Source organism: Marinoscillum sp. (assembly GCF_040222955.1).
Taxonomy (GTDB): Bacteria; Bacteroidota; Bacteroidia; order Cytophagales; family Cyclobacteriaceae; genus Marinoscillum.
Window position 1 is genome coordinate 23,125 of sequence record NZ_JAVKCA010000009.1, and the last position, 25,003, is coordinate 48,127.

At 49.0% G+C, this 25,003-nt stretch carries 16 protein-coding genes; 4 read left to right on the plus strand and 12 right to left on the minus strand.

Going from position 1 to position 25,003, the window contains the following annotated elements; translation table 11 throughout:
- Positions 1 to 17 precede the first annotated feature (17 nt).
- A complete protein-coding gene (locus tag RIH33_RS07965) occupies positions 18 to 1,373 on the minus strand; it encodes a Gfo/Idh/MocA family protein (protein ID WP_406650283.1) in 1,356 nt (451 codons plus the stop codon).
- 220 nt (positions 1,374 to 1,593) lie between these two features.
- On the opposite strand from RIH33_RS07965, the gene RIH33_RS07970 reads away from it, so the two are divergent.
- Together RIH33_RS07970 and RIH33_RS07975 are read left to right on the plus strand one after the other, a co-directional pair.
- The gene (locus RIH33_RS07970) at positions 1,594 to 3,375 is read left to right on the plus strand and encodes a sodium:solute symporter family protein (protein WP_406650285.1); all 1,782 of its coding nucleotides are present in this window, start codon (positions 1,594 to 1,596) and stop codon (positions 3,373 to 3,375) included.
- Complete coding sequence (locus RIH33_RS07975; RefSeq protein ID WP_406658705.1) at positions 3,375 to 4,301, plus strand: 1-phosphofructokinase family hexose kinase; 927 nt, start codon at positions 3,375 to 3,377, stop codon at positions 4,299 to 4,301. The genes RIH33_RS07970 and RIH33_RS07975 overlap by 1 nt, the downstream gene beginning before the upstream one ends.
- Before the next feature lie 10 nt (positions 4,302 to 4,311).
- Here the strand turns inward: RIH33_RS07975 and RIH33_RS07980 are convergent, their stop codons facing one another.
- A complete protein-coding gene (locus RIH33_RS07980; protein ID WP_406650288.1) occupies positions 4,312 to 4,635 on the minus strand; it encodes a DUF6326 family protein in 324 nt (107 codons plus the stop codon).
- A 212-nt stretch (positions 4,636 to 4,847) separates the two neighbouring features.
- A complete protein-coding gene (locus RIH33_RS07985) occupies positions 4,848 to 7,154 on the minus strand; it encodes an FdhF/YdeP family oxidoreductase (RefSeq protein ID WP_406650289.1) in 2,307 nt (768 codons plus the stop codon).
- A gap of 256 nt (positions 7,155 to 7,410) precedes the next feature.
- Between RIH33_RS07985 and RIH33_RS07990 the strand changes: the two genes are divergently transcribed.
- On the plus strand, positions 7,411 to 11,922 hold the full coding sequence (locus RIH33_RS07990) for a glycosyl hydrolase family 18 protein (protein ID WP_406650291.1): 4,512 nt from the start codon (positions 7,411 to 7,413) through the stop codon (positions 11,920 to 11,922).
- Positions 11,923 to 12,034: 112 nt separating this feature from the next.
- Positions 12,035 to 14,689, plus strand: coding sequence for an Ig-like domain-containing protein (locus tag RIH33_RS07995; protein ID WP_406650292.1), 2,655 nt, complete (start codon positions 12,035 to 12,037; stop codon positions 14,687 to 14,689).
- A 178-nt stretch (positions 14,690 to 14,867) separates the two neighbouring features.
- On the opposite strand, the gene RIH33_RS08000 is transcribed toward RIH33_RS07995, so the two are convergent.
- The 9 genes from RIH33_RS08000 to RIH33_RS08040 form a co-directional block, all read right to left on the minus strand.
- Complete coding sequence (locus RIH33_RS08000; protein WP_406650294.1) at positions 14,868 to 16,364, minus strand: glycoside hydrolase family 32 protein; 1,497 nt, start codon at positions 16,362 to 16,364, stop codon at positions 14,868 to 14,870.
- A gap of 136 nt (positions 16,365 to 16,500) precedes the next feature.
- Entirely contained in the window at positions 16,501 to 17,184 is a 684-nt protein-coding gene (locus RIH33_RS08005; RefSeq protein WP_406650296.1) for a sulfite exporter TauE/SafE family protein, read from the minus strand.
- A complete protein-coding gene (locus RIH33_RS08010) occupies positions 17,181 to 17,618 on the minus strand; it encodes a FixH family protein (RefSeq protein WP_406650297.1) in 438 nt (145 codons plus the stop codon). Before RIH33_RS08010 ends, RIH33_RS08005 begins: the two co-directional genes overlap by 4 nt.
- Positions 17,619 to 17,638: 20 nt before the next feature.
- Positions 17,639 to 19,063, minus strand: a complete 1,425-nt coding sequence (gene ccoG, locus RIH33_RS08015) for a cytochrome c oxidase accessory protein CcoG (RefSeq protein ID WP_406650299.1) — start codon at positions 19,061 to 19,063, stop codon at positions 17,639 to 17,641.
- A gap of 1 nt (position 19,064) precedes the next feature.
- Positions 19,065 to 19,949 (minus strand): cbb3-type cytochrome c oxidase N-terminal domain-containing protein, encoded by an 885-nt coding sequence (locus RIH33_RS08020; protein ID WP_406650300.1) that lies wholly within the window; start codon positions 19,947 to 19,949, stop codon positions 19,065 to 19,067.
- Complete coding sequence (locus RIH33_RS08025; RefSeq protein WP_406650302.1) at positions 19,936 to 20,127, minus strand: cbb3-type cytochrome c oxidase subunit 3; 192 nt, start codon at positions 20,125 to 20,127, stop codon at positions 19,936 to 19,938. The genes RIH33_RS08020 and RIH33_RS08025 overlap by 14 nt, the downstream gene beginning before the upstream one ends.
- Positions 20,128 to 20,129: 2 nt before the next feature.
- Positions 20,130 to 22,316 carry a cytochrome-c oxidase, cbb3-type subunit I gene (gene ccoN, locus RIH33_RS08030; protein ID WP_406650303.1) on the minus strand — a complete coding sequence of 729 codons (2,187 nt, stop codon included), beginning with the start codon at positions 22,314 to 22,316 and terminating at the stop codon, positions 20,130 to 20,132.
- Positions 22,264 to 22,470 (minus strand): cbb3-type cytochrome oxidase assembly protein CcoS, encoded by a 207-nt coding sequence (ccoS, locus tag RIH33_RS08035; RefSeq protein WP_406650305.1) that lies wholly within the window; start codon positions 22,468 to 22,470, stop codon positions 22,264 to 22,266. The genes ccoN and ccoS overlap by 53 nt, the downstream gene beginning before the upstream one ends.
- Before the next feature lie 103 nt (positions 22,471 to 22,573).
- On the minus strand, positions 22,574 to 24,967 hold the full coding sequence (locus RIH33_RS08040; protein ID WP_406650307.1) for a heavy metal translocating P-type ATPase: 2,394 nt from the start codon (positions 24,965 to 24,967) through the stop codon (positions 22,574 to 22,576).
- Between the last annotated feature and the right edge of the window lie 36 nt (positions 24,968 to 25,003).

Consider the following 25,003-nt stretch of genomic DNA (forward strand, 5'->3'; position numbering starts at 1 on the left):
GATAAATTCTGTTACACTTAATACCGATCATCAAACCCAAAGATGGGCTTTCTGGTCAGCCATTTACCACGGGTAAAGTCCGGAAACTGAACAGGCGCACTGCCATTGGCAATGGACTGCTCCGTCATGCAGGTAACTGCCGCCCAGGAAACACAGTCGTAAACATCCATAGGCATGGGCTCATTGCGCTTGAGGGCTTCCACAAAGGCATGAATCACAAAAAAGTCCATCCCTCCGTGACCTGCACCTGCAGAGTCTGACTCATACTTCTTCCAAAGCGGGTGGTCGTACTGTTTCATATAGGCAGCATCACTCTCCCACTCGTGGGCAGGACTCTTACCTTCTATATAAATACCATCATTCAGGTCCATCCAGATGCCATCAGTTCCCTGCACCCGGAATCCGAGGGAGTACGGTCTTGGTAAATTAGTATCGTGACTCAGGACAATGGTTTCCCCCTGAGCACATTTAATGACTGTAGTCACTATGTCTCCCAGCTTGAACTCTACATTGGCGTTGGGGTGTGATTTACCTCCCTGAGGATGCTCCACAATGTATTCATGCAGCCCTCTGGCCTTTGACGAGGTGGACGTGAGGTAGACAAACCTGTTGCCCCGGTTGTTGTTGATGTAATTGGCCACGGGCCCCAGACCGTGTGTGGGGTATATGTCCCCATTTCGGTTCACTGAATGATTGGTTCTCCACCGAGCCTCGCTATATCCCTTCTCCCCAAATTCTACACCACCGCCATAAAGCTGCTGCCCGTTATTGAACTTCACATGACGCAAATCATGCTGATAACCACCCTGCAGGTGTATGATTTCACCAAACAGATCCTGGCGTACCATATTCAGTACCGCCATTACATCCCTGCGGTAGGCCACGTTTTCCAGGATCATAAAAGGTGTGCCCGTCTTCTCATAAGCATCTACCAGCGCCCAGCACTCCTGAATATCAAATGCTCCGGCCACCTCCAAACCAACAGCTTTTTTAGCCTCCATCGCATCTATGGCCATGGGCGTATGCCACAACCATGGAGTAGAAATAATCACTGCATCCACATCCTCGCGAGCGAGCAATTTCTGATAGTCATAAGGTCCGGCACCAAAGGCAGCAGGCTTCTTCATTCCAGCATCCTGCACCATTTTAGACGCATTGGCCAGGCGTTCAGGGTCGATATCACAAACAGCAGTGACCAAAATATCTTTTCGTTGCAGCGTGAGGCCGAGCTGACCTGTACCACGTGCACCTACCCCTATAAATCCGATCCTGATCTTATCCTGACCCTCGCCCAAACCAAACGCAAATGAGGGAGCCATCATCGCCAATGATGCACCTGCGGCTGTTTTTAATACAAAATTTCTTCTATCCATTTTATTCATTCATTAATCATCTATATATAACTCTTACTTTTCGCGCAGGTAACACATGCTTTATAGACATCTTAGCTCCAAAAAATATTCACCCAATTACTTAATAATCACGTGAATTTTCAAATAATAAGTAAATGAAACTTTTTGTTTTCAAAAAACAAAGTTTTAGAATGATATTTCTATATTTAAGCGAATTTTATCTTTCGTAAAGTTATTAATTATGGCATTAAGCACTTTGGACTGGTCATTTGTGATCGGGTTTTTCATCATCTCCCTGGGTATTGGTATCTGGACGGCCAAATGGGGCAATAAAGATGCTTCCGATTATTTCACCGCCGGAGGTAAAATGCCCTGGTGGCTGCTTGGGGTTTCCATGGTGGCTACCACTTTTTCTACGGATACGCCCAACCTGGTCACGGACATTGTGCGCCAAAACGGAGTGTCAGGTAACTGGGCCTGGTGGGCCTTTCTGCTCACCGGGATGCTCACGGTGTTTATCTACGCCAGGCTTTGGAAAAAATCAGGGGTGGTCACGGACGTGGAATTCTACGAATTAAGGTACAGTGGGAAAATCGCCCGGTTTCTTCGTGGATTTCGGGCCATCTATCTGGGCCTACTCTTTAATGTCATGATCATGGCCACCGTTTCCCTGGCTGCCATTAAGATAGGAGGTGTCCTCCTCGGTCTTAGCCCCCTACAAACGGTGGTGATCGCCGGGACAGTTACAGTTATTTACAGTTCTCTTGGAGGGCTCAAAGGTGTACTGATCACCGATTTTGTCCAGTTCTTTCTCTCTATTGGGGGCGCTATCATCGCGGCGGTGGTGTCCTTGCAGCATCCCAAAGTGGGTGGCCTTTCCAATCTGCTGAAGCATGAAAACGTGATCGACAAACTGGATCTGTTTCCGTCTTTTTCGAATCCCGAAATCTTCATTACCATTTTACTGATCCCACTCCTGGTACAGTGGTGGAGTGTCTGGTATCCTGGCGCGGAACCTGGCGGTGGTGGATACATCGCACAGCGGATGTTTGCGGCAAAGAATGAAGATCACTCCATTAAGGCCGTTTTATTCTTCAATGCGGCACATTATGCCCTGCGTCCATGGCCATGGATCATTGTCGCCCTTTGCTCGCTGGTGGTTTTCCCGGATTTGGAAAGTTTCCGTACAGCCTTTCCAAACGCCGGAAGCATCATCAATCATGACATGGGGTACCCGGCTATGCTCACATTTATCCCATCAGGACTCCTCGGGCTGGTGGTCACATCGCTCATTGCGGCCTATATGTCTACCATCTCTACCCACCTCAACTGGGGTGCTTCTTACATCGTCAATGATTTTTACAAGCGTTTTGCCAAACCTGATGCCACTCAGAAAGAGATGCTCAATGTAGGCAGGATTATCACCGTGTTGCTAATGGTGCTCACCATGATATTTGCCCTGCTGCTGGACAATGCACTGGGTGCCTTTCAAATCCTCCTTCAAATAGGGGCTGGCACAGGTCTGATCTTTATTCTGCGCTGGTTTTGGTGGCGCATTAACGCGGCCAGTGAAATGGCCGCTATGATCATCAGCTTTCTGGTCGCCATCTATTTCGGGGTGTTTCACAAGATGCTGGGCTTTGAACCGCTGGCATCATGGATGGAGCTGGTCATTGGGGTGGGCATCACCACAGTGGGATGGATCATCGTGGCCTATACCTCACAGCCTACCAGCATGGAGGTGATGATCAGCTTTATCAATAAGGTCAGTCCCGGGGGACCCGGGTGGACAAAAATCATCAACAAAGCCAAGGCCGATGGTCTGCAGCTCACTGAGCCCTCCGGCCCCTGGAAGGTACCCATTGGGATACTCTGCATGATCGCCGGTACCATCGGGATTTATTCCTTCCTGATGGGAACAGGGTTATTCATTTATGGTAGATACCTGAATGCAATCATCCTGATGGGGGTGACCATTGTCTCTGTTATGGTCCTGAAACGATTCTGGAGCAGACTTAGCTAATGATGGGAAAGACAGAAAAACGCGTGCTTGTTCTTTGCCCCAATCCTGCCATTGACATTTTTGCGTGGGTGGAGGGATTTACACAAGGGGTGCCCAACCGGATACAGCAAGAAACACGGTACCCGGGTGGAAAAGGCCTGCACGTGGGCATGGCCCTTGCCGAATTGGGTTTTCCTGTGACCATTGCCGGGTTTTGGGGCGGTGAAGCCGGCACCTGGATTAAAAAAACCTGCAAACAATACTATCCCAATATTGAATTCATTGGACCGGAAATTTCAGAATGGTCAAGAAGCTGTTACACCTTCAAATCAGAAGGTGACTTTGATGATACGGAAATCCTGGGGCCGGGTCCTTCTATTTCCAGCGCTGATTTTGAATCACTGATTCATGCCATCAATCTGGCACTCCCTAACACCTCCGTAATGGCACTCTGTGGTTCCTGGCCAAAAGGAAGCCCCGAAAATGGCTATCAGCAGGTAATCGATCTCGGGAAAAAATCCAATATTAGAAGCTTTTTGGATTGCACTGGTATACAATTGAAAAATGCCCTGGAAGCACATCCTTACGGCATCCACCTGAATCGTAAAGAGGTGACGGAGTACTTTCAGGTAGATTTTGAAACTGCTAAAAAGCAAATCCTGGAGTACTGCGAACTGGCGGCTATCACCGATGGCTCCAGGGGTCTTTATCTTCTTAGTGAAAATGAGGCGCATCATGCACTGGCGAAAATTGAAAAAGTCGTCAGCACCATAGGCGCCGGAGATTGCCTGCTCGCAGGGATTGTTAGTGGTGTACTACAAAAGCTTTCTCCTCAGTCCATCGCCAATCTGGGAGCGGCCTGCGGGGCAGCCAACTGCATGCGCGCTGACCTGGGAATGCTGCACAAGCAGGATGTGGAGCTACTGCTGTCGGAAATGCAGACTTAAACACCGATGGTCAGGAAGCCACTTCAGTGGCCTCTGAATCTACCCATCGCCATGCATACCAAACGATAAATAAGCTGGTAGCAATCTCGATGGTCGCGAAAAACACATAGTGATAGCTGGCTCCCATCAGGAGGGTCCCAATCATCACAATGGTTTTAATGGACCCCGCAATGATATTGGCCCAACGGTTAGCCCTGCGATTTAGCACCCTCGAGAGTAACACCATCACTATTGAAATTTCCATCAGCATGGATACCCCCAACAAAGTCACCTCGTTCATTTGGATCCCGGCAACTTCACCCGTCAGCAATGCACTGAGCATCTCCGCAGACATAAGGGGTTATTACATCGCAGTAGAGCTAGTTTAACGTGACAAATATCCATAAAGTGGACAATACCACTTTCCTTTGATCCTGGAGGTTTTCAATGCGCATCTTAAGAGGGGTTTACCGGAAGACTGTCGGGAATGTCATTTGTTACAGTTTTCATTTATCCCCTAAGTATAAGTATTAAAAACCATATGCTTGCTGCATAACAGTGAGCAACCTATTTATCCGGCTGCTTCACCACCTTCACGACTATAGACTTGCTAATGGGAGTGTGGCTCCTATCGGCAAAGTGATTGATCGGCACTAAAATATTTGTTTCGGGGAAGTAAGTGGCGAGATTCCCCTCGGGGATATCATAAGCAATGACCTTAAACTGGCATGCTCGCCGCTCCACCCCATCGTATCGGCTCACCAGATCCACCACATCTTCCTGCTGAAGGTTCAGCTTAGCCATATCCCGATCATTCATAAACACTACCCTTCGCGCATTGAAAACCCCTCTGTAGCGATCATCCAAACCGTAAATGGTGGTATTAAACTGATCATGAGAACGGATGGTCATTAACACAAAATCATCTGCACCCATTTGGTGATGAGGTAGTCGGTTAATACTGAACTGAGCCTTTCCTCCTGGTAATTTCGAAAAATCTCCTGCTCTGGCATTGTTGGGTAAGTAGAACCCTCCTCCTTCGGATCGTTTGCTGTAGCCTTCAAATCCAGCCACCACTTCTGCGATCTTTTCCCTAATCAGGTCATAATTGGTCGAAAATTCCGCCCAGGGAATACTCCCTTTGTCACCAAAAAAAGCCTTCGCTATTCCGCATACAATATCCACTTCGCTCCTCAGTTGTTCGCTGGCTGGGGTCAGCCGCCCTTGCGACCGGTGTACCTTCCCCATGCTATTCTCTACAGTTACATACCGGGAAGTTCCTTCTCTCACATCCTGTTCAGAGCGACCCAGTGTGGGCAAAATAAGTGCAGTTTTACCGGTAATCAGATGCGTACGATTGAGTTTGGTGCTGATGGACACGGTAAGGTCACATTGCTGCAAGGCCGCAGAGGTATAGGCCGTGTCTGAAGCTGCAGATACAAAGTTGCCGCCCAAAGCCATGAAGACTTTTACTTTTCCTTCATGCATGGCCTGTATACCATGCACTGTATCATAGCCCGGCTTTTCAGGTGGCTCGAAACCAAAAGTGTCTCTGAGGGCCTGATTGAAAGACGGGGAAACATGGTGCACAATCCCTACCGTGCGATCGCCCTGCACATTGCTATGGCCACGCACCGGGCACGTTCCTGCTCCCTCCTTGCCAATGCTGCCTTTTAACAGCAGGAGGTTCACACACTCGCGGATATTGTCCACACCATTCTTATGCTGCGTAAGCCCCATCGCCCAGCAGATAATGATTCTTTGGCGTGAGGCCAGTAATTCCACCGCCTCATCTATCTGCTCATTGGGTACTCCACAAGCAGTCAGCAAGGTTGATTCACTATGGCTGTCCAAATCCTGAATAAGCGCCTCAAATCCACTGGTTTGCTCCTGAATGAATTCCTGATCAAAAACCGAACGACCGGATCGGTGCATGGCCAGTAATCGCTTCATGATCAGCTTGAGCAGTGCCACATCCTGGTTGATTTTCACTTGTAGAAAAACATCGGTAAGCATGGTGCCGCCACCCAGGACTCCTTTCACCTCCTGTGGGTTTTTAAAGCGTACAAGTCCCGCCTCCGGAATGGGGTTAGCGGTAATAATCTTCCCTCCATTTTCCTTGCATTGCTGCAAGGCAGAAAGCATCCGCGGGTGATTGGTGCCCGGGTTTTGACCAATGACCATGACCACTTCGGCCTTTCCAAAATCCTCTAAGGTCACGGATCCTTTTCCTATTCCCAGGGTCTCCGTGAGTGCTACACCGCTAGACTCATGGCACATATTGGAGCAGTCAGGCATATTGTTGGTCCCAAAGGCACGTGCAAAAAGTCCGTAAAGAAAAGCCGCCTCGTTGCTGGACCGACCTGAGGTATAAAACAAAGCTTCATCCGGGGACTCCAGCTGGTGCAGGTGATCTCCAATGCGATCAAACGCTTCCTGCCAGCTGATGGGGCGGTAATGCACTGATCCCGAATCCAATACAAATGGCTGTGTAAGTCGTCCACTCTTCCCGATCTCATAGTCTGTAAGTCGCGAAAGCTCCTCCACAGAATAGCGCTGAAAAAAATCAGCGTCCACACGCTTCAACGTAGCCTCCTCGGCCAGGGCTTTGGCGCCGTTCTCACAGTACTCACCCAGCCGGGATCGATTGTCTGGATCTGGCCAGGCACATCCCGGGCAGTCAAATCCGTCTTTCTGATTCATATGAGCCAGAGTCTTCAGCCCCCGAAAAAGACCCATCTCCATTTTGGCATGCTTCAGCGCAACGGCCACAGCCGGTACTCCTGCAGCATATTCCGCTCTGGGAGTTATTTTCAGGTCTTCAAACCGGATGGTACCGGTGATAGATATCGCTCGTTTAAAGTCCTTTTCCATCCTCTTGATGTTAAGATAGAGTAAGATAAAAAATACCACAACTTCCCGTGAGGGTTCATACCAAATCCCTCAACACAAATCAGCACTCCTATATCACATGCATCCACTTAGCGCCTAAGTATTGTCGTTCAGCTAATTTTTTTTTATCCCAGTCTCCGTAATCATATATTACTATTCCTTTTTCCTCCGACTGGCTCATTTATCGCGATAACGTGTAGCTAATACCTTGTTTAACAACAAAAAAGCAAAAGCTACTATGTACAATCTCTATGCTACAATAAAAGGAGTCTGGAAAGTCTTCTTACTAGGATTTTCTATATCCATTGGTTTCTTAACTCAGGCCCAGGTGAATTCGGGTGGAACGGCTACAACGGCCGATCATACCAAGCAAATCGTGGGCTACATCACCAATTGGGATGCCTGGAAGGCCACCAATGCCGGACTACCGGCACAGGGAGCCCTCACGCACCTGAATATTGATTATAACAAGTACACCATTCTCAACTATTCCTTCTTTGGGGTAGCGCAGAATGGGTCGCTGCACAGTGGCGATCTCCGCAATAAGAACATCTACCAGCCAGGAGCCGTGCAGGCACCGGGAGATATTTTCTTCACTGATATCTACAGCAGCTGGGACATGCACATCATTTTTGGCGAGATCGATCCCATCCAGTATATCAACCAGGAAGCTGCCGACAGGGCTGCTGCTCAGGGATTTGATGTGACTGTGGGTGGCAACTCCTGGTCGCATCCCACCTGGGGGCTCAGCGGATCGTTGCCCGTCCCACTTCACAAGGAGGATGGTGCTCCGGGACTGCTGGAGTTGGCGCATCAAAATGGCGTCAAGGTACTGGCTTCCATTGGAGGGTGGAGCATGTGCAAGCATTTCCCGGAAATGGCTGCGGATCCCGTCAAAAGAGCACGATTTATCGCCGATTGCCAAAAACTGATCAATACAGGCTTTGACGGGATAGATCTGGACTGGGAGTATCCCGGCCCTTACTCAGGCATGAACTTTACAGGTACGCAGGCGGATTACGGCAACTTTCTGACCCTCGTTCAGGAAATCAGAACGGCCATCGGCCCGGACAAGCTGATCACGGCAGCCTTTTCTGCTGACCCTGTGAAGCTGGCAGGATTCAACTGGCCCGCCCTTTCCAGTACGATGGATTATTTCAATATGATGACCTATGACTTCAATGGTGGATTTTCAAACATCGCTGGTCATAACGCACCCATATACTCCTACGATGGAGCAGAATCGCCTACCTTCAACTGGCAATCGACCTATGACGCACTGATGTCTTACGGGGTTTCTTCCACCAAACTCAATTTCGGAGTGCCTTTTTATGGACGGGGAGTAGTGACCGACGGTGCAGCTGACCTGAACGCACCCACACTGAAGAGACAAGAAACCGTGCAGCCCGACGGACCTATCTCCACCAGTGCCGACTTTACCAACTGGCCAAAGGATGTCTATGACGGCACCCCTAATCATTACTACATCAAGCAACAGGCACTCGGAGCGGGTAGTGGCTGGACACGCCATTGGGATGACCAGGCGAAAGTGCCCTACCTGGTGAAAGACAATTATTTCCTTAGTTATGACGATGAAGAATCCATAGGGCTGAAAGCCGACTACATAGTGGATCGCAACCTCGCGGGAGCCATTGTATGGACCGTATATGGCGATCTGGAGTTTGGAGGAACGGCCACCAACTTTGGTACCAAGTTGAAAAGATGGTCAAGCGTGAGTGCACCACTGATCAATACTGTCAACCAGCAATTTGCAGCCGGAGGAACTGGAGGTAACACGAACCCTACGACCTCCATTACTTCCCCGGCCAATGGCGCCTCCTACAATGTGGGAGACAATCTCACCATATCGGCTTCTGCCAGCGATGCGGATGGCAGCATCTCTCAGGTTGAGTTTTACGCAGGTGGCACCCTACTGGGCTCAGACAATAGTGCACCATATTCCTTCACCTGGAACAATGTCGCTCAGGGGAGCTACACCTTACAATCAAAAGCCACAGACAATGAAGGCGCCACCGCTTTTTCCTCAGGCATTAACATCACCGTTGGTACAGTGTCTAATCAATCACCTACGGTATCCATCACCAACCCCACATCCGGATCTACTCATAGCGAAGGAGCAACAGTGAGTATTGCAGCGAGCGCTTCTGATCCTGATGGCAGTATTAGTAAAGTAGCTTTTTATGCCAATGGCTCACTATTGGGTGAAGATACCTCGGCTCCCTATGGCTATGACTGGATCGCTGGAGCAGCCGGTAGTTATACCCTGCTGGCACGAGCCTATGACAATGAGAACGCCACTACTGATGCTTCCATAAGCGTCACAGTGGAAACCTCCGGGGGTGGTGGTGACTGTAATAACACGCCTCAGTATGTGGAAAATGGTGGTTATTCTGCAGGAAGTCAGGTGCAGAACGATGGAAGCATTTATCAGTGCAAGGAATACCCTTACTCCGGCTGGTGTAATGGCGCTGCCTGGGCCTATGAACCTGGTTCGGGCTCCTACTGGCAGGATGCGTGGACCTATGTGGATGAGTGTGGCACAGGCGGAAGCAATACCCCTCCCACTGCCAGCATTAGCAGCCCGGCCAACAACGCTTCTTTCACTACGGGAGCTGACATTACCATCTCAGCAAATGCAGCAGACGCTGATGGTAGTGTATCCAAAGTGCAATTTTTCCAAAATGGGAATCTACTGGGTGAGGACACGAGTGCTCCATACAGCTTCAACTGGACCAATGTTTCAGCCGGCAGTTATAGCCTCACGGTAGTAGCTACAGACAATGAAAGCGCCACCACCACGTCCTCAGCTATATCGATCACTGTAGAGACTCAGGGAAACAATCCTCCAACAGCGAGCATCACCGCCCCAGCCAATGGAGCCAGCTTTGATGAAGGGAGTTCCATCACCATCAGCGCCAGTGCTTCAGATGATGGCTCTGTGACCAAAGTAGAGTTCTTTGCCGGTGCTACCAAATTAGGCGAAGACACCTCTGCCCCCTACAGCTACACCTGGACTTCCGCCGCTGTGGGTAGCCATAGCCTGAGCGCCGTGGCCACCGACAATGATGGTGCTACAGGGACTTCTTCCACGGTAAGTATTGCCGTCAACACCGTGGGTGGTTGTTCGTCTGATTTTAAAATTGTAGGCTATATGCCTTCCTGGAGCGGATCTGCCAATGACATCCAATACGACAAAGTAAGTCATATCATCTATGCATTTATCCGACCTACCACCAGTGGGGGACTTACTGCGGTGGAGCAACCCTCCAAATTACAATCGATAGTTTCCCAGGCGCACGCACAGGGAGTGAAAGTCCTGATCGCCGTAGGCGGATGGTCAGATTTCAACAACGCAGACTTTGAAGGAATGGCATCCACTCCTACGGGTAGAAACAACTTTGCAACCAACCTGCTCAACCTGTGTAATCAGTATGGTCTTGATGGTGTGGATATCGACTGGGAATACCCCCGGGAAGGCAATACTCCGCAGGACTATGAGGCCATGATGCAGGTACTCAGTCAGACCATGCATTCGAATGGTAAGCTGCTCACTGCAGCAGTAGCCGCTCAGGGCTACTATGCGGATGGTATTTTATCCGGTGTCTTCCAGTACGTAGACTTCCTGAACCTCATGGCCTATGATGGTGGAAGTGGATCTACCCATTCACCCTACAGCTATGCCGTCTCCACACTCAACTATTGGTTGGGGCGGGGTTTGCCCGCTTCCAAAGCCGTTCTGGGGGTTCCCTTCTATGCGAGACCTTCCTGGAAATCCTATGCTACGCTGGTCAGTGAGGGTGCGGATCCATATGCGGATACTTATAACGGAGACTACTATAACGGAATCACGACGATCCAGCAAAAAACGGCATTGGCCGAAAGCCAGGCCTCTGGAATCATGATATGGGAATTGTCCCAGGACATTACCAACAATGTCTCGCTTTCACTGTTGAATGCCATCTACCAGGCGGCACCCGATAATTGTGACCCAAACGGAAGCAACCCAAACGTTAGTTTCACCAATCCAACCAATGGAAGTACTGTACCAACAGGTTCGGCCATTACACTCACAGCCAATGCGACCGATGATGGTAGTATCACCAGTGTGGTTTTCAATGCCGGAGGGCAAAACCTCACGGCTTCCGGATCCGGAAGTGTGTATACTGCAAGCTGGACACCGGCATCCAGTGGATCCTACACGCTCACGGTAACTGCCACGGATAACGACAGCAATACAAGTTCTCAACAAATTACCATTACGGCTTCATCATCCACCTGCAGCGCTCCTGCCTGGCAGTCGTCTGCTGTGTACGTAGCTGATGATCAGGTATCGCACAATGGAACGCTTTACCGGGCCAAGTGGTGGACTCAAAATGAAGATCCCTCCACCCATTCCGGGCAATGGGACGTATGGGAAAACCAGGGCGCCTGTGGATCAGGTGCCAGAATAGCTGACTTGAATGTATCACAAACCAGTCGACAAGTCCTTGCATATCCCAATCCATTTACCGAGTCATTTACACTGGACATGGAGGTGCATGAATCTTCCCCTGTCAAAGTGGTTGTTTACAACACAGCTGGTCAGCTGATGCATGAGCAATCTCTGGGTATTCTTGGAAAAGGCAACCATCACCACGCCATCAATACCCTTCATTTGCCAGCAGGTATCTACTTCTGTCATTTGAACATTGGTGATCAACTGATTATTCGTAAGATGATCAAGCAATAACAATTTGTTTCTCGAAGTGGCTGCAGCGAAAGTCTCATTACCATTTAGTCCAACCAACCAACTTTCCGCTGTGGCCGCTTTTTTTTAATCATTCCAACCAAACCAAACCTCTATGAATACCCTTTACCAACCAAAACCAATTTTCCTCAGATGTCTCTGGAAAGCGTTTATTCTGATTGCGTTGCTATTCCTTATCCAATCTGTGCAAGCCCAGGTCAACTGCTCCGGTTTACCGGCATGGTCTTCTTCCTCAGTTTATACGCAGGGGGATCAGGTTCAGCATAATAATAATGGCTATGAAGCCAAATGGTGGACCCAAAATGAAGACCCGGCTACACACTCTGGTCAGTGGGATGTCTGGATCAACCTGGGCACCTGTGGGTCAGGAGGAAATACGCCTCCAACTGCTTCTATCACGAGCCCATCCAACGGTGCCAGCTTCACTGCCGGTGCTACGATCGCCATCAATGCCTCCGCCAGCGACCAGGATGGAACTGTGAGTAAAGTCGCTTTCTATCAAAATGGCAACCTGCTGGGTGAAGACACCAGCAGTCCTTACAGCTACTCATGGTCCGGTGTATCAGCCGGAAATTACAGCCTCACCGTCGTAGCTACAGACAATAACAATGCTTCAACCACCTCATCGGCCGTAAGTATTACCGTGCAAAGTGCAGGCAATAATCCTCCTTCAGGTAGCATCACCGCACCCTCCAATGGTGCCACTTTCACACAGGGAAGTAACATAGCCATCTCGGCCTCCGCCTCAGATGCGGATGGTTCGGTTACCAAAGTTGAATTTTTCCAGAATGGAAATTACTTGGGTGAAGACACCTCCAGTCCGTACAGCTACACCTGGAGCAGTGTTTCGCAGGGGAATTACACACTCAGCATCGTTATCACCGATAACCTGGGAGCTACCACCACGCCCGGCAGTGTTTCTGTCACTGTGGAGGGCGGTACCGGAGGCGATTGTAATGGAATCCCTCCATACACCGAAGGTGGTGGCTACAATGCAGGCAGTGAGGTTCAAAATGTGGGCAACGTCTATCAGTGCAAGGAATGGCCATACTCTGGGTGGTGCAACGGTGGTGCTCAGGCCTATGCCCCTGGTACTGGCACCAACTGGCAGGATGCCTGGAACCTGCTGGGTGAATGTGGCGGAGGCACCGGAGGCAATGATGCACCAGCGGTAAGTATCACTTCTCCCTCCAATGGAAGTACATTCACTCCTGGTAGTACCATCAATATGACTGCTTCGGCTTCAGATGCGGACGGATCGGTATCCAAGGTGGAGTTTTTTCAAAACGGAAATTACCTGGGTGAGGACACCAACAGCCCCTACACCTACTCCTGGACGAACGTTGCAGCCGGCAGCTACACCCTGACAGCCAAAGCCTCTGACAATGAAGGCGCCAGCACCACGTCTACACAGGTATATATCAGTGTTACGTCCGGGGGAAACCCCAATGGTGACTTGCCGGACAGGGTGCTGGTGGGCTACTGGCACAATTTTGACAATGGATCAGGAGTGGTCAAACTGCGAGACATCTCCGATAAATGGGATGTAATCAATATCGCCTTTGCTGAGCCCACAGTACAAGGGGGTTCATCCATGAGCTTCGTCCCTGACAACTCTATCTACGCCACCACTCAGGAGTTCAAAAACGATGTGGCCCTCCTCCAAAGTCAGGGTAAAAAAGTGTTGATCTCCATTGGTGGTGCTAATGGCACGATCCATCTGGAAAACGCTGCCCACGCCCAGAACTTCAGCAGTACCATGACCAACATTATCAATGAATATGGCTTTGATGGCCTGGATATTGACCTGGAAGGCAGCTCACTCTCTCTGGGAGCCGGAGACACCGATTTTCGCTTTCCTTCCTCCCCGCGTGTGGTGTACTTCATCGATGGGATGGAGGCTGTCCTGGCCAATTTCAGCGCTGACTTTGTACTCACTGCGGCACCTGAAACGGCCTACGTCCAGGGTGGCTACAGCACCTATGGAGGAATCTATGGTGCCTATTTGCCCGTGCTATATGCCCTGAAAGATCGAATGGCTTTAATCCATGTACAGCATTACAACACGGGTTGCATGCTTGGGCTGGATAACCAATGTTACTCGCAGGGAACGGCTGACTTTCAGGTAGCGATGGGAGAAATGCTCTTGCGTGGATTCTCGGTGGCAGGTAATCCCACAGCATTCCCAGCTTTTCGGGAAGATCAGGTGGCCATCGGGCTACCCGCCTCCCCTTCGGCAGCCGGGGGTGGATATACCAATCCAAACACGGTAAAAACTGCACTCGATTACCTGATTAAAGGCATCTCGTATGGCGGAAACTATACCCTCATCAATGGAAACGGCTATTCCGGGTTCAGAGGCATGATGACCTGGTCCATCAACTGGGACATTAACTATGGCTATGAGTTTTCCAATAACTACAGAGCCTACCTGGATGCACTGCCAGCTGCACGCTGGGCTGCTCCAAATCCAACAGAGATTCCTGAGGTACCGGAGGAAATCTTTATCAGTGCTCCCAATCCATTTTTGGATCTGGTCACACTCACAGTCACGCTCAATCAAGAGCAGGAAACCAGTTTGGTGATCTACAATCAGGTGGGCCAGCAAGTGGCCACCCTGCATCAAGGCTCGCTGCAAAAAGGAACTCACACATTTGAATGGGATAGCCGTTCTGTAAAGGCGGGTCTCTACTTTGTCCGCATGGTACAGGGTGAAAAAACGCAGATCATTAAGCTGATCAAAAAGTAAAATTCGGTGGCTGCCCGTAGGCAGCCGCCCTTTATAATACGTGAAATTGATGACCATGAAATGCAGGTCTCTATCTTCAAATCTGCGGCTGGACAGATAGGTATAACCAACCAAGGATGAGTTTGCTGATGATAACATTGGAAAAAGGAATCAAAAGCAATCGGGTAGAGCCTGTATTTTATTTGCTCTTCCAGATAGAAGCCATCGGTGTAAGGCTCAGGCCCACTCCTTTCGAACTTACGGATACTTTAGTGTAGGGAGTGGTTGGAAATACCAGATCCGTCATCACTATTTCCCCATAGTTAACAAAAACCTCAACCGAAGATCGATCCATATAGATTTGAATATCTGTTACACTTGCTCCCATCAAAGGAGCCTCATGAATGGCAGCAAAATCTTCACTAAATGATGTATCTCCACTTTTCGTACGGTCTATCATCAGTCGATCAGCCGCAATTTTCACCACCAGCCGTTCATCTTGTTCATTGGAAAAGGTGATTTCCAGGCTCCGATCGTGAATACCGGTAATTTCCACGAGATAGGATTCCGTGGATAAATCCATGGTGGAATTATGTGAAACGATGGCTTCTCCCATCAGTGTCTCAAGCTCAGGTACGGGCCTGGACTGTAACCTGTATCCGCCTTCGGTTTTGCTCAAAGACAATGCTCTGGGGACTGTCATAGCGCTTCGCCACTCATAGGTGGGCACCACATTGGCGTACTGCCAGTTGCTCATCCAGCCCAGAAACAAACGCCTTCCATCTACTTCGGGGATGTCGGCCCACGTAACGCCGGCATAGTTATCGGCACCATAGTCGATCCAGCGGGTCACAGAATCCACAGGGGTGAAAACTGAACCATTAAAATCTCCCACAAAGTACTGTGTGGCAGAACCACCCTGTGGGCCTCCCGGATTGATACTCAACAGCATCACCCATTTCACCTCTCCATTCTGGTCTGTGAGGGGAAAAAGATCCGGGCATTCCCAAACGCCACCATGCCCGCCTGTGGTGTGACCAAACTCACTTTGAAGTGTCCAATTAATGAGATCCGGTGAAGTGTAAATATTGACATGATCCAGCACAGCTAAAATCATAACCCACCTTTCGTTTGATTCGTCCCAGCTCACCTTTGGATCACGAAAATCAATGATCCCCGGATTGGCCAGCACAGGATTGCCTTCGTACTTGGTCCAGCTACGACCTTTGTCCAGGCTAAAAGCAATACCCTGCGTTTGATAATCATTTCTGCCAGCCTCTGCGCCAACCGGGTCATGATAAGTATAGATGGCTACCATTGGTGGATTATCAGTAGATCCGAGTCCACTCGTGTTTTTCCAATCGATCACTGCGCTCCCGCTAAAAATATATCCTAAAGCATCCGGATACAATGCGATGGGCAAGTGCTCCCAATGGATCATATCCTCGGAAACGGCATGTCCCCAGTGCATCGGGCCCCACACGTTGCTATCCGGATAGTGCTGATAAAAGAGGTGATATTCTCCTTCATAAAAAACCATCCCATTGGGATCGTTCATCCATTGAGAGGGTGGTGTGAAATGGTACTGAGGTCTGAATTTCTCATCATATTTCATGGGCGAATTCATTGCTGATTCATTGCGTTGCTGGCAAGCCGCTGCCAAAAAAAGAATGATCAGGAGGTAAGTCGTTTTCATGGCAAAGGGGTATAAACAGGATTCGGACTCAATATATACAATCGAAATCTACTTGACCAACAATCACTTTTGAACGTGAAACCAATCGATCAGGCTGTACCCCCCTATGCCTGTGGCCGAGCCGGACTTTTGCCAATCATATCCCGCAGGCGGTCATCACCTGCATGATTTGAGCTTTGATCAGTTGATTGACATCCGGGGCCACGGAAAGAACCCCCCGGGAGATCAGCAGAATCCCGGCAAGTAGCCCAACGGGAGTGGCCAGGTTACCTATCCGGCGGGGCAAGTGCGGCAGGTAGTGAGATATATAGCGAAAAGTAGCCAGCAAGGGCAACGTGCCCAATCCGAAGAGGATCATGTAAAAGAACGAGCTGGTCACCCCACCAGACAGGAGGGCCCCCGCAGCGGCCAGATAAACCAACCCACAGGGTAAGGCTCCATTGAGTATTCCGGCGGCAAACCAACGCACGCGGGTGCTGAAATAGCGGGTAAGGCTACTTTTCAGAAATTGGTAAAATCTGGAATGGTAGTACCATCCCTCTATCCGGCTCCTCACTTTTGGAAAAAGATAAACAACAAGAATCCCGACACCTAACAGGATAGACAGATACTGCTGCATCTGAAAAAACCGAACGGAAAGGCTCAATAACCCAAAAATTGCTCCAATGAACCCATAGAAAAGCAACCTGCCCAGATGATACAAGCCAAAAGAGGCAAATGCACTTTTCCCATTTGTTCCGGTAAAAGTGAGCATCAAGGGGCCACACATGGCCACACAGTGGACGCTCCCAAACAGTCCGATCACAAATGCCGAGATCATCTGATGAATATTTCTTCTTCCTGAAAATAATCTACCCCATTACTTGTCCATGAGAGCTTCACCTTGTACCTCCCCTTGGTTAATTCCTCTCCAAATATGCTTTGCTTCCTCGCCTCATCGAGCGAGATATTGAAGCTTCGATCAAAAATAGATCTGGATGGATGATAAAAGTGAATCTCTCCATTAGCTCCTGAAAACTCCTGAGGAAAGCTGAAAATAACCCGATTATCCTCTTGAGTGATGGAAACCTTCACTCCACTTTGTGCAAGGTTGCTGTGTTCCTGAATCCGCTCCTGATAGACCAGTTCGTCCTGATAATAAGTATCCGACACGAGATCAAAATCCTGCTGAAATGCAGCGACCACAATGGAGCTGATAAATCCACAAAATAGCACAAACGCTACCACAATACTTTTTCCCCAATTCCAATTCATAGCTTTTCTATTTAACGAGTTTATGAAGGCCCCAAAAACCTTGTCTTTACAGTTTCTAACAATTTCCCTTCAGAAAAAACACCCACCTTGACGGAAGTACTCAGCCCATCCAACTCCGCAGGATTGATAATGATAAAAAACGCCCCGGCTTCTATGCCCTGCTTCTTCAGCACCATCTCCTCACCCACCATTTCTATACTTCCCGCAGGCTCCATCAGCTCAAATTCCACTGGATAGGTGTTGTTGGATTTGTTGAGTATTTTAAGCTGATACAAATTAGAAATAGTGCCATCAGGTCGCTCCTGATACATCATGCCCGGCGTACGAAAGATAGTAGTCTCAAGATCCGAACGGACGATCAACAATGTCACCAACACCCCTGCCAGCGCCAGCAACGCCAGGGTGTAAGCTTTCATTCTCCCGGTAAATACAAATGGTGTTTTCGTCTCAATATGATCCTCAGAATCATACCGCACCAATCCCTTTGGTTTTCCGATAGCATCCATAATGGAGTCACAGGCATCCATACATGCCGTGCAATTCACACACTCCAGCTGAGTGCCATTTCTGATGTCAATGCCTGTGGGGCACACATAAACACATTGTTTACAGTCAATGCAGTCTCCCTTGTTCTCTACCGATCGGTCTTCGCCTTTTCTGTATTTGCCTCTGGCCTCGCCACGCTGATAGTCATAAGCCACTACAATACTCTTTCGATCCAGTAGTACCCCCTGCAACCTGCCATAGGGACAGATGGTAGTACACACCTGCTCCCGCAATCGACTGAAAACCCCATAAAACATTCCTGTGAGGGCCACCATCACCACAAAGGCCACAGGCTTTTCAGTCGGGCCACTTTGGATGAGGTGCCAGGTCTGGTCTACACCGATCAGATAGGCCATGAAGGTATGCATGATCACCCCACTGATCACCAGAAAAATGAGGTGTTTACTCGCTTTTTTAAAAACCTTCTCAGTATCCCAGTCCTGCCGATCCAGCTTCTTTTGCTTCATATAGTCACCCTCTATCCAATACTCCAGCCGCCGGAAGACCCATTCCATAAAGATGGTCTGCGGACACAGCCAACCACAAAAAATGCGTCCAAACACGATAGTGAACAAAATGATAAAAACTACCGTGGTAATCATGCCGATCACTGCCAGATGAAAATCCTGTGGCCAGAAAACCTGCCCGAAAATGACAAATTTTCGCTCCAGTATGTTCATCAGTAAAAATGGCTCTCCATTAATGCTGATAAAGGGACCCGCCAGCAGAAACAGCAGCAACAGAATACTGACCAGCATGCGGTAATTGGTAAACTTCCCCTTTGGCTTTTTGGGATAGACCCACACCCGCTTGCCTGATTCATCCACGGTGGAAATGTGGTCCCGATAGGAGGCCTCTTCTTCCTGTTCTTTATATAAATCAGCGATTTCAGGTTTCATATCAGCTGCCTACAGTGGCCACAGTATCCTGAGGGATATTTCCCTCCCGCTCAAAAAGCTCACCCTGAGGTTCTTTGGCATTGGGTGGATCTGTCCCCTCCATGATATACACAAAGCTGGAAATCTGCTGAAGTTCCTTCGGACTCAGCTGGGCCTGCCACGAAATCATCCCCTTTTCTGGCACGCCATATTTGATGGTTTTAAAGATGGCCTTCATATCACCCCCATGGATCCAGTACTGATCCGCAAGGTTAGGCCCTACGCCGCCTTCACCCGCCTGTCCGTGGCATGCGGCACATTTGGATACAAAGAGGCTCTTACCTGTAGCGATATCTTCCGGGTCTACCAGCAAGGTCACGGAAGATTCATCTATGAGATTATCCAGAGATGCCAGGTACATTTCCACCTCTGCATTGGCAGCCTCCATTTCCGCATGGTATTCCTCGTCCTGCAGAGCGCCGGTTCCCAGCACATGAAAGTGTAGGATATAGGCAACAGAGATAATAATAGTGAGATAAAAACCATACAGCCACCACGGAGGTAGTTTGTTGTCCAACTCCCTGATGCCATCATAGGAGTGGTCAGTCATCACCGTAGCCTCTTCTTCCAGAGGTACGGCATTGTTGAGTTTGTGCCAAAGACGACTCCAGAATCCCTCGGCTTCTACAATCGGGGCGGATTGGTTCTTTACTCCCATGATCGCCGACAAAGCATACAATGAGGTGAAAAGTGCCAAAAGCGCCACAACAACAACCAGTACCCCAACTGTCAGCACAATTTCTACCTGGTACTGTGTATAAAAATCCGAAGCAGTCTCTTGTGCATGCGCCATCATAGGCCCACCCAGCAAGGCGAGGAGTATCAACGTGGGTTTAGAGTAGTTCATCGCTTTCATCGTTTATATTCAGTGGTATTCTGGAGATTTCGTCTATTTGCTTCCTGTTTGACCTAAGGACATAAATGAAGAGTCCCACGAAAAACACGAAGAAAATAATCAGTGAGATCAGCGGGAAGATTTCAATTCCCACGATCGTTTCCATGTGATGTTTTACAAATTTTAGCATGATTACTGGTCGTTTTTGGTTTCATCAATTTTCTTGATATCTGTACCCACACGTTGCAAGTAAGCAATCAATGCCACTATTTCTTTGTCGGGAACTACTCTGACTCCCTGGGCTGCCAGGTCATCTGATATATACTGGGCCTGCAACTCAGCATCTGCCACCGCTTCATCCTGAAAGCCTTCAGCATAGGGTACTCCCAGCGTCTGCATCGCACTGATCTTTTTGGGGAGGAGCTCTTTTTCCCAGGTTTGTTCAAAAAGCCATGGGTAAGGAGGCATGATAGACCCTGGAGACATGCTCACGGGATCCAGCATATGGTAGTAATGCCAGCTATTGGGATACTTACCACCTACCCGCAGCAGATCAGGTCCTGTGCGCTTAGAACCCCACTGAAATGGGTGGTCATAGACAAATTCACCCGCTTTTGCATATTCGCCATACCGCTCGGTTTCAGACCGGAAAGGTCTCACCATCTGCGAGTGACAGGTGTAACAGCCTTCCCTTACATATATGTCCCTGCCATTGAGTTCCAATGCGGTATAGGGTTTCACACTGGTGATGGTGGGCACATTGGATTGCACCAAAAATGTAGGTACTATCTCGATAATTCCCCCGATTGCCACTGCCACCAAACTCCAAACCAGCAGGGTAACAGGCCTCCATTCAAAAATTCTCCTATGCCAATGTTCGGATTTCGCAGGGCGATAATTTTTTGTGAGTGGGGCCGCCTCTGCTTTTGTCTCACTGATAAAAGTACCCGCCTGCGCGGTTTTTATCAGGTTATAAACCATCACAAAAACACCTGTCAGATACAAGGCTCCACCAAAGGCCCGCAGCATGTACATAGGCATGATCTGAGTCACCGTCTCCAGGAAGTTGCTATAGACCAACGTACCTTCAGGAGCAAACTGCTTCCACATCAGGCTTTGCACAAAGCCAGCCCAGTACATGGGAAGGGTATAGAAGATAATGCCCATGGTACCTATCCAAAAGTGTACATTGGCCAGTTTTTTGGAAAACAACTCTGTGCCGTACAATTTGGGAATGAGGTAATAAAGCATGGCAAAAGTCATGAAGCCATTCCAGCCAAGCCCACCTACATGGACGTGTGCCACGATCCAATCCGTGAAGTGCGCGATGGCATTGAAGTTCTTCAGGGAAAGCATCGGCCCCTCAAAAGTGGCCATACCGTAGCAGGTGACCGCCACCACCATAAATTTCAGAATAGGGTCTTCACGTACTCTGTCCCAGGCGCCACGCAGTGTCAGCAGTCCATTCAGCATACCTCCCCACGATGGCGCAATCAGCATGATGGAAAAAACCGTACCCAGCGACTGGGCCCAGTTTGGGAGTGAATTGTACAACAGGTGATGGGGGCCAGCCCAGATGTAAATGAATATCAGCGCCCAAAAGTGGATAATCGACAAGCGGTATGAATAGACCGGGCGATTGGCTGCCTTCGGGATAAAGTAATACATCAATCCCAGGTATGGAGTGGTCAGAAAAAAGGCCACTGCATTGTGCCCATACCACCATTGAACCAAGGCATCCTGTACACCTGCATACCATGAGTAGCTTTTCATAAAGCTGATAGGCAACTCAAACGAATTAACGATGTGGAGCATGGCCACTGTGACGAACGTGGCGATGAAAAACCAAATGGCCACATACAAATGGCGCTCCCTTCTTTTGAGAATGGTACCAAACATATTGATCCCAAAAACCACCCAAATGATGGCTATGGCAATGTCTATTGGCCATTCCAGCTCGGCATATTCTTTGCCCGAAGTGTACCCCAAAGGCAAGGTGATGGCCGCCGCGAGTATGATCAACTGCCACCCCCAGAAGTGAATTCTGCTCAGCAGGTCACTGAACATCCGGGCTTTGCACAGTCGCTGCAGGGAGTAATAGACACCCATAAAAATACCATTGCCCACAAATGCAAAAATCACTGCATTGGTATGAAGTGGTCTGATCCGCCCGAAAGTGGTGTACTGTATTCCGAAATTGAGCTCAGGCCAGAAAAACTGACACGCTGCCAGCAACCCAACGCTCATGCCCACCACTCCAAAAACTGTGGTAGCAATAAGGAACAACCTTACGATTGAGTTGTCATAGTAAAACGTATCCAGGCCATTATTTACCGTTCCCTTTTCTTCGGGCGGGTTTGCGAGAGTCGTTGTTGACATAGAGAGTTTGATTTGGTTCGTCATCAAAAAGTATCCTGACAGAAGGAGTGTAGTCATCATCATACTGACCGCTCCCGGAAGCCCAAATGAAAGCGAGCAAGAACCCTATGGCTACTGTGATGCTGAATCCGATTAACACGATGATTACACTCATAATGATCAGAGCAAGATTACGAGGATGAGCCACTTCATTTCATGAGCGTTTTCAATTGTTCGACTGATTTTTGTCAGTGGAGAAAAAGAAAACACCCGAAACCTCACTGAAAGTACTTTTTGGACACACCATTGATCGCCAGCGTGATAAATGCCACAACCGTGACTGAACTAACGGGCATGAGGATGGCTGAGACCACCGGAGTGAGATGACCGGAAATGGCAAACGATAGCCCGACAATATTGTAGCAGAAGGAGATCACAAAAGCTGCCACAATTACATTCATCACGGTTTTAGAAAACCTGAGTATGGTGCCCATTTGCCTCAAAGAATCCGCCTCCACCAGTGCATCACATGCCGGACTAAACTGATGGATATCTTCGCATACCGCAAATCCCACACTTGCAGATTTGAGCGCCCCGGCATCATTGAGTCCATCACCAATCATCAGTGTATGGTCCTGCAGCTTTTGTAAAAATGACAGTTTCTCCTCAGGTTTTTGATTGAACGCCAACTGGTCAAAATAGGGAGCGAGGGTGACGGCTTCTGACACATTATCCCCGGAAAGCAAGCAAAGCCTGTAGTCTTCCTGCAAATGACTGAGTTCAGAAAATATACCCTCACGGTATTCTGCCTTGATGCTATAAAATCCGATAAAAACACCATCTATCTCCACGTAGGCGGTGGTCTCCGGCACATTATTAGCAGCCTGATTGATCCATGCTGAGGACCCTACTTTGACTACATGACCAGCTATTTCAGCCCGCAATCCCTTACCTACCTGCTCATTGAATTCTGTAATGGGCAACTTCTCCACTTTGTCTTCAATCGTACCCAATATCAACCTGCTGATAGGATGGGCCGAATTAGCACAGGCTGTTTTGAGAAGTGACCGCTGTGTGAGGGTTAGGTCTGAACCCTGATAGCTTACTTTGGAGGGATTATTTTTGGTCAGCGTTCCGGTTTTGTCAAAAACTATCGTTTCTGTTTTAGCCATCTGCTCGATAACACCAGCGTTTTTCAAATAAACACCCTGATACCCTAATAGGCGCATGCCGTGCCCCAGACCAAAGGGTAATGCCAGCGCCAGGGCGCATGGACATGCCACAATCAGCACAGAAGCTACCGCATCCCAGATTTTTGTGGGGTCAGCAATGCTCCAGTATATGCCAGTGCCCAGAGCAAGCATGAGGATGACTACCGTAAAGTATTTGCTCACTTTATCAATCAGATTGTCATAAGGATTAGCCGATTTGGTAAAGGTTTGATTATTCCATAGCTGAGTGAGTTTGCTGGTATTCACGGCCTTTTCCAGGCTGACTTCAATCTGTCCGCCCAACTGCCTGCCTCCGGCATATACGCGCTCACCCGGGCTTACCAGTATAGGATCAGCTTCTCCCGTCACAAAACTGTAGTCAATCCGGGCATTACCGCATTGCAAAATGCCATCAGCCGGAATCAGCTCCTGATTGTGGAGGACAATACAATCCCCCGGCATCAAATCTCTCACCAGTACCTGCTCCTCCCTGCTGCTGACCACACGTGTCACCGAAACAGGAAAATATGATTTGTAATCACGCTCAAAAGAAAGAGCCTCATAAGACTTACTCTGATACCATTTGCCCAGCAAAAGGAAGAAGACAAGGCCGGCGAGGGAGTCTACATAGCCCGGGCCGGTAGCCCACAGTATCTCATAGCCGCTCCTGAGGAAAAGGGTGAAAATCCCCAATGTAATGGGTATGTCGATATTCAGGTATCCATGCCTGATGCTTCTCCAGGCACTCTTGTAATACTCCTGAGCAGCATAAAAAACCACGGGAACAGATAAAAACAAATTGATCCAACCGAATAAATTTCTGAATGCTGCCTCTGCCTGAAACGTGCTATCCAGATACTCCGGGAGGCTCATCAACATGCTATTGCCAAAGCAAAAACCCGCCACTGCTATTCGCAAGGCCTGCTTATTTGACTTCCTGGGTTGGGTCGTCTCCACACTGTCCAGGTGGATAGCTGGCGGATAACCCAAAGTAGCCAGAGTGACGGCCACCTCCCTCAGGGTCATTTCTTTAGAGAAAAGAATGGTGATCTCCTTTCGGAGAAAATTAACCTCCGCATTGAAAATACGGCTTTCCAGCTTGGGCAGGTGTTCCAGCAAATAAATACAGGAGCTACAATGGATGCCGGGCAGCGCAAACCTGACGGCAGATTGATTGTCATCTGCATAATGGAGCAACCCCGCACTCACTTCTTCCTGGTCCAGAAACGCGTATTTTCTATCAATCTCCTCCTTCCCGGCTACCTTGCCGGCATAGAGCTCCCGATTTTGATAGTACACCCCCAGATTACTACCTTCTATCAGCTCATAAACTGCCCTGCAGCCATGGCAGCAAAAATCCTTGTCTTCATATGCAATGTGATCTTCCTCACACGGCGTCCCGCAGTGATGGCAGAGTATCTCTGGAGAAGTCCGGGCAGTTGGTGTTTTATATTCAGGCACCCCCAAAACTAGTTCGCCAAATCAGGTTCTGATCTG

Bases quoted from the DNA above. Each gene is read 5' to 3' on its own strand.
- RIH33_RS07975 (WP_406658705.1), top strand. From the start codon at position 3,375: ATGATGGGAAAGACAGAAAAACGCGTGCTTGTTCTTTGCCCCAATCCT.
- RIH33_RS08000 (WP_406650294.1), bottom strand. From the start codon at position 16,364: ATGAAAACGACTTACCTCCTGATCATTCTTTTTTTGGCAGCGGCTTGC.
- RIH33_RS08005 (WP_406650296.1), bottom strand. From the start codon at position 17,184: ATGATCTCGGCATTTGTGATCGGACTGTTTGGGAGCGTCCACTGTGTG.
- ccoS (WP_406650305.1), bottom strand. From the start codon at position 22,470: ATGAGTGTAATCATCGTGTTAATCGGATTCAGCATCACAGTAGCCATA.
- RIH33_RS07980 (WP_406650288.1), bottom strand. From the start codon at position 4,635: ATGTCTGCGGAGATGCTCAGTGCATTGCTGACGGGTGAAGTTGCCGGG.
- RIH33_RS07965 (WP_406650283.1), bottom strand. From the start codon at position 1,373: ATGGATAGAAGAAATTTTGTATTAAAAACAGCCGCAGGTGCATCATTG.
- ccoN (WP_406650303.1), bottom strand. From the start codon at position 22,316: ATGTCAACAACGACTCTCGCAAACCCGCCCGAAGAAAAGGGAACGGTA.
- RIH33_RS07985 (WP_406650289.1), bottom strand. From the start codon at position 7,154: ATGGAAAAGGACTTTAAACGAGCGATATCTATCACCGGTACCATCCGG.
- RIH33_RS08010 (WP_406650297.1), bottom strand. From the start codon at position 17,618: ATGAATTGGAATTGGGGAAAAAGTATTGTGGTAGCGTTTGTGCTATTT.
- RIH33_RS08020 (WP_406650300.1), bottom strand. From the start codon at position 19,949: ATGAACTACTCTAAACCCACGTTGATACTCCTCGCCTTGCTGGGTGGG.
- RIH33_RS07990 (WP_406650291.1), top strand. From the start codon at position 7,411: ATGTACAATCTCTATGCTACAATAAAAGGAGTCTGGAAAGTCTTCTTA.
- RIH33_RS07970 (WP_406650285.1), top strand. From the start codon at position 1,594: ATGGCATTAAGCACTTTGGACTGGTCATTTGTGATCGGGTTTTTCATC.
- RIH33_RS08025 (WP_406650302.1), bottom strand. From the start codon at position 20,127: ATGCTAAAATTTGTAAAACATCACATGGAAACGATCGTGGGAATTGAA.
- ccoG (WP_406650299.1), bottom strand. From the start codon at position 19,063: ATGAAACCTGAAATCGCTGATTTATATAAAGAACAGGAAGAAGAGGCC.
- RIH33_RS07995 (WP_406650292.1), top strand. From the start codon at position 12,035: ATGAATACCCTTTACCAACCAAAACCAATTTTCCTCAGATGTCTCTGG.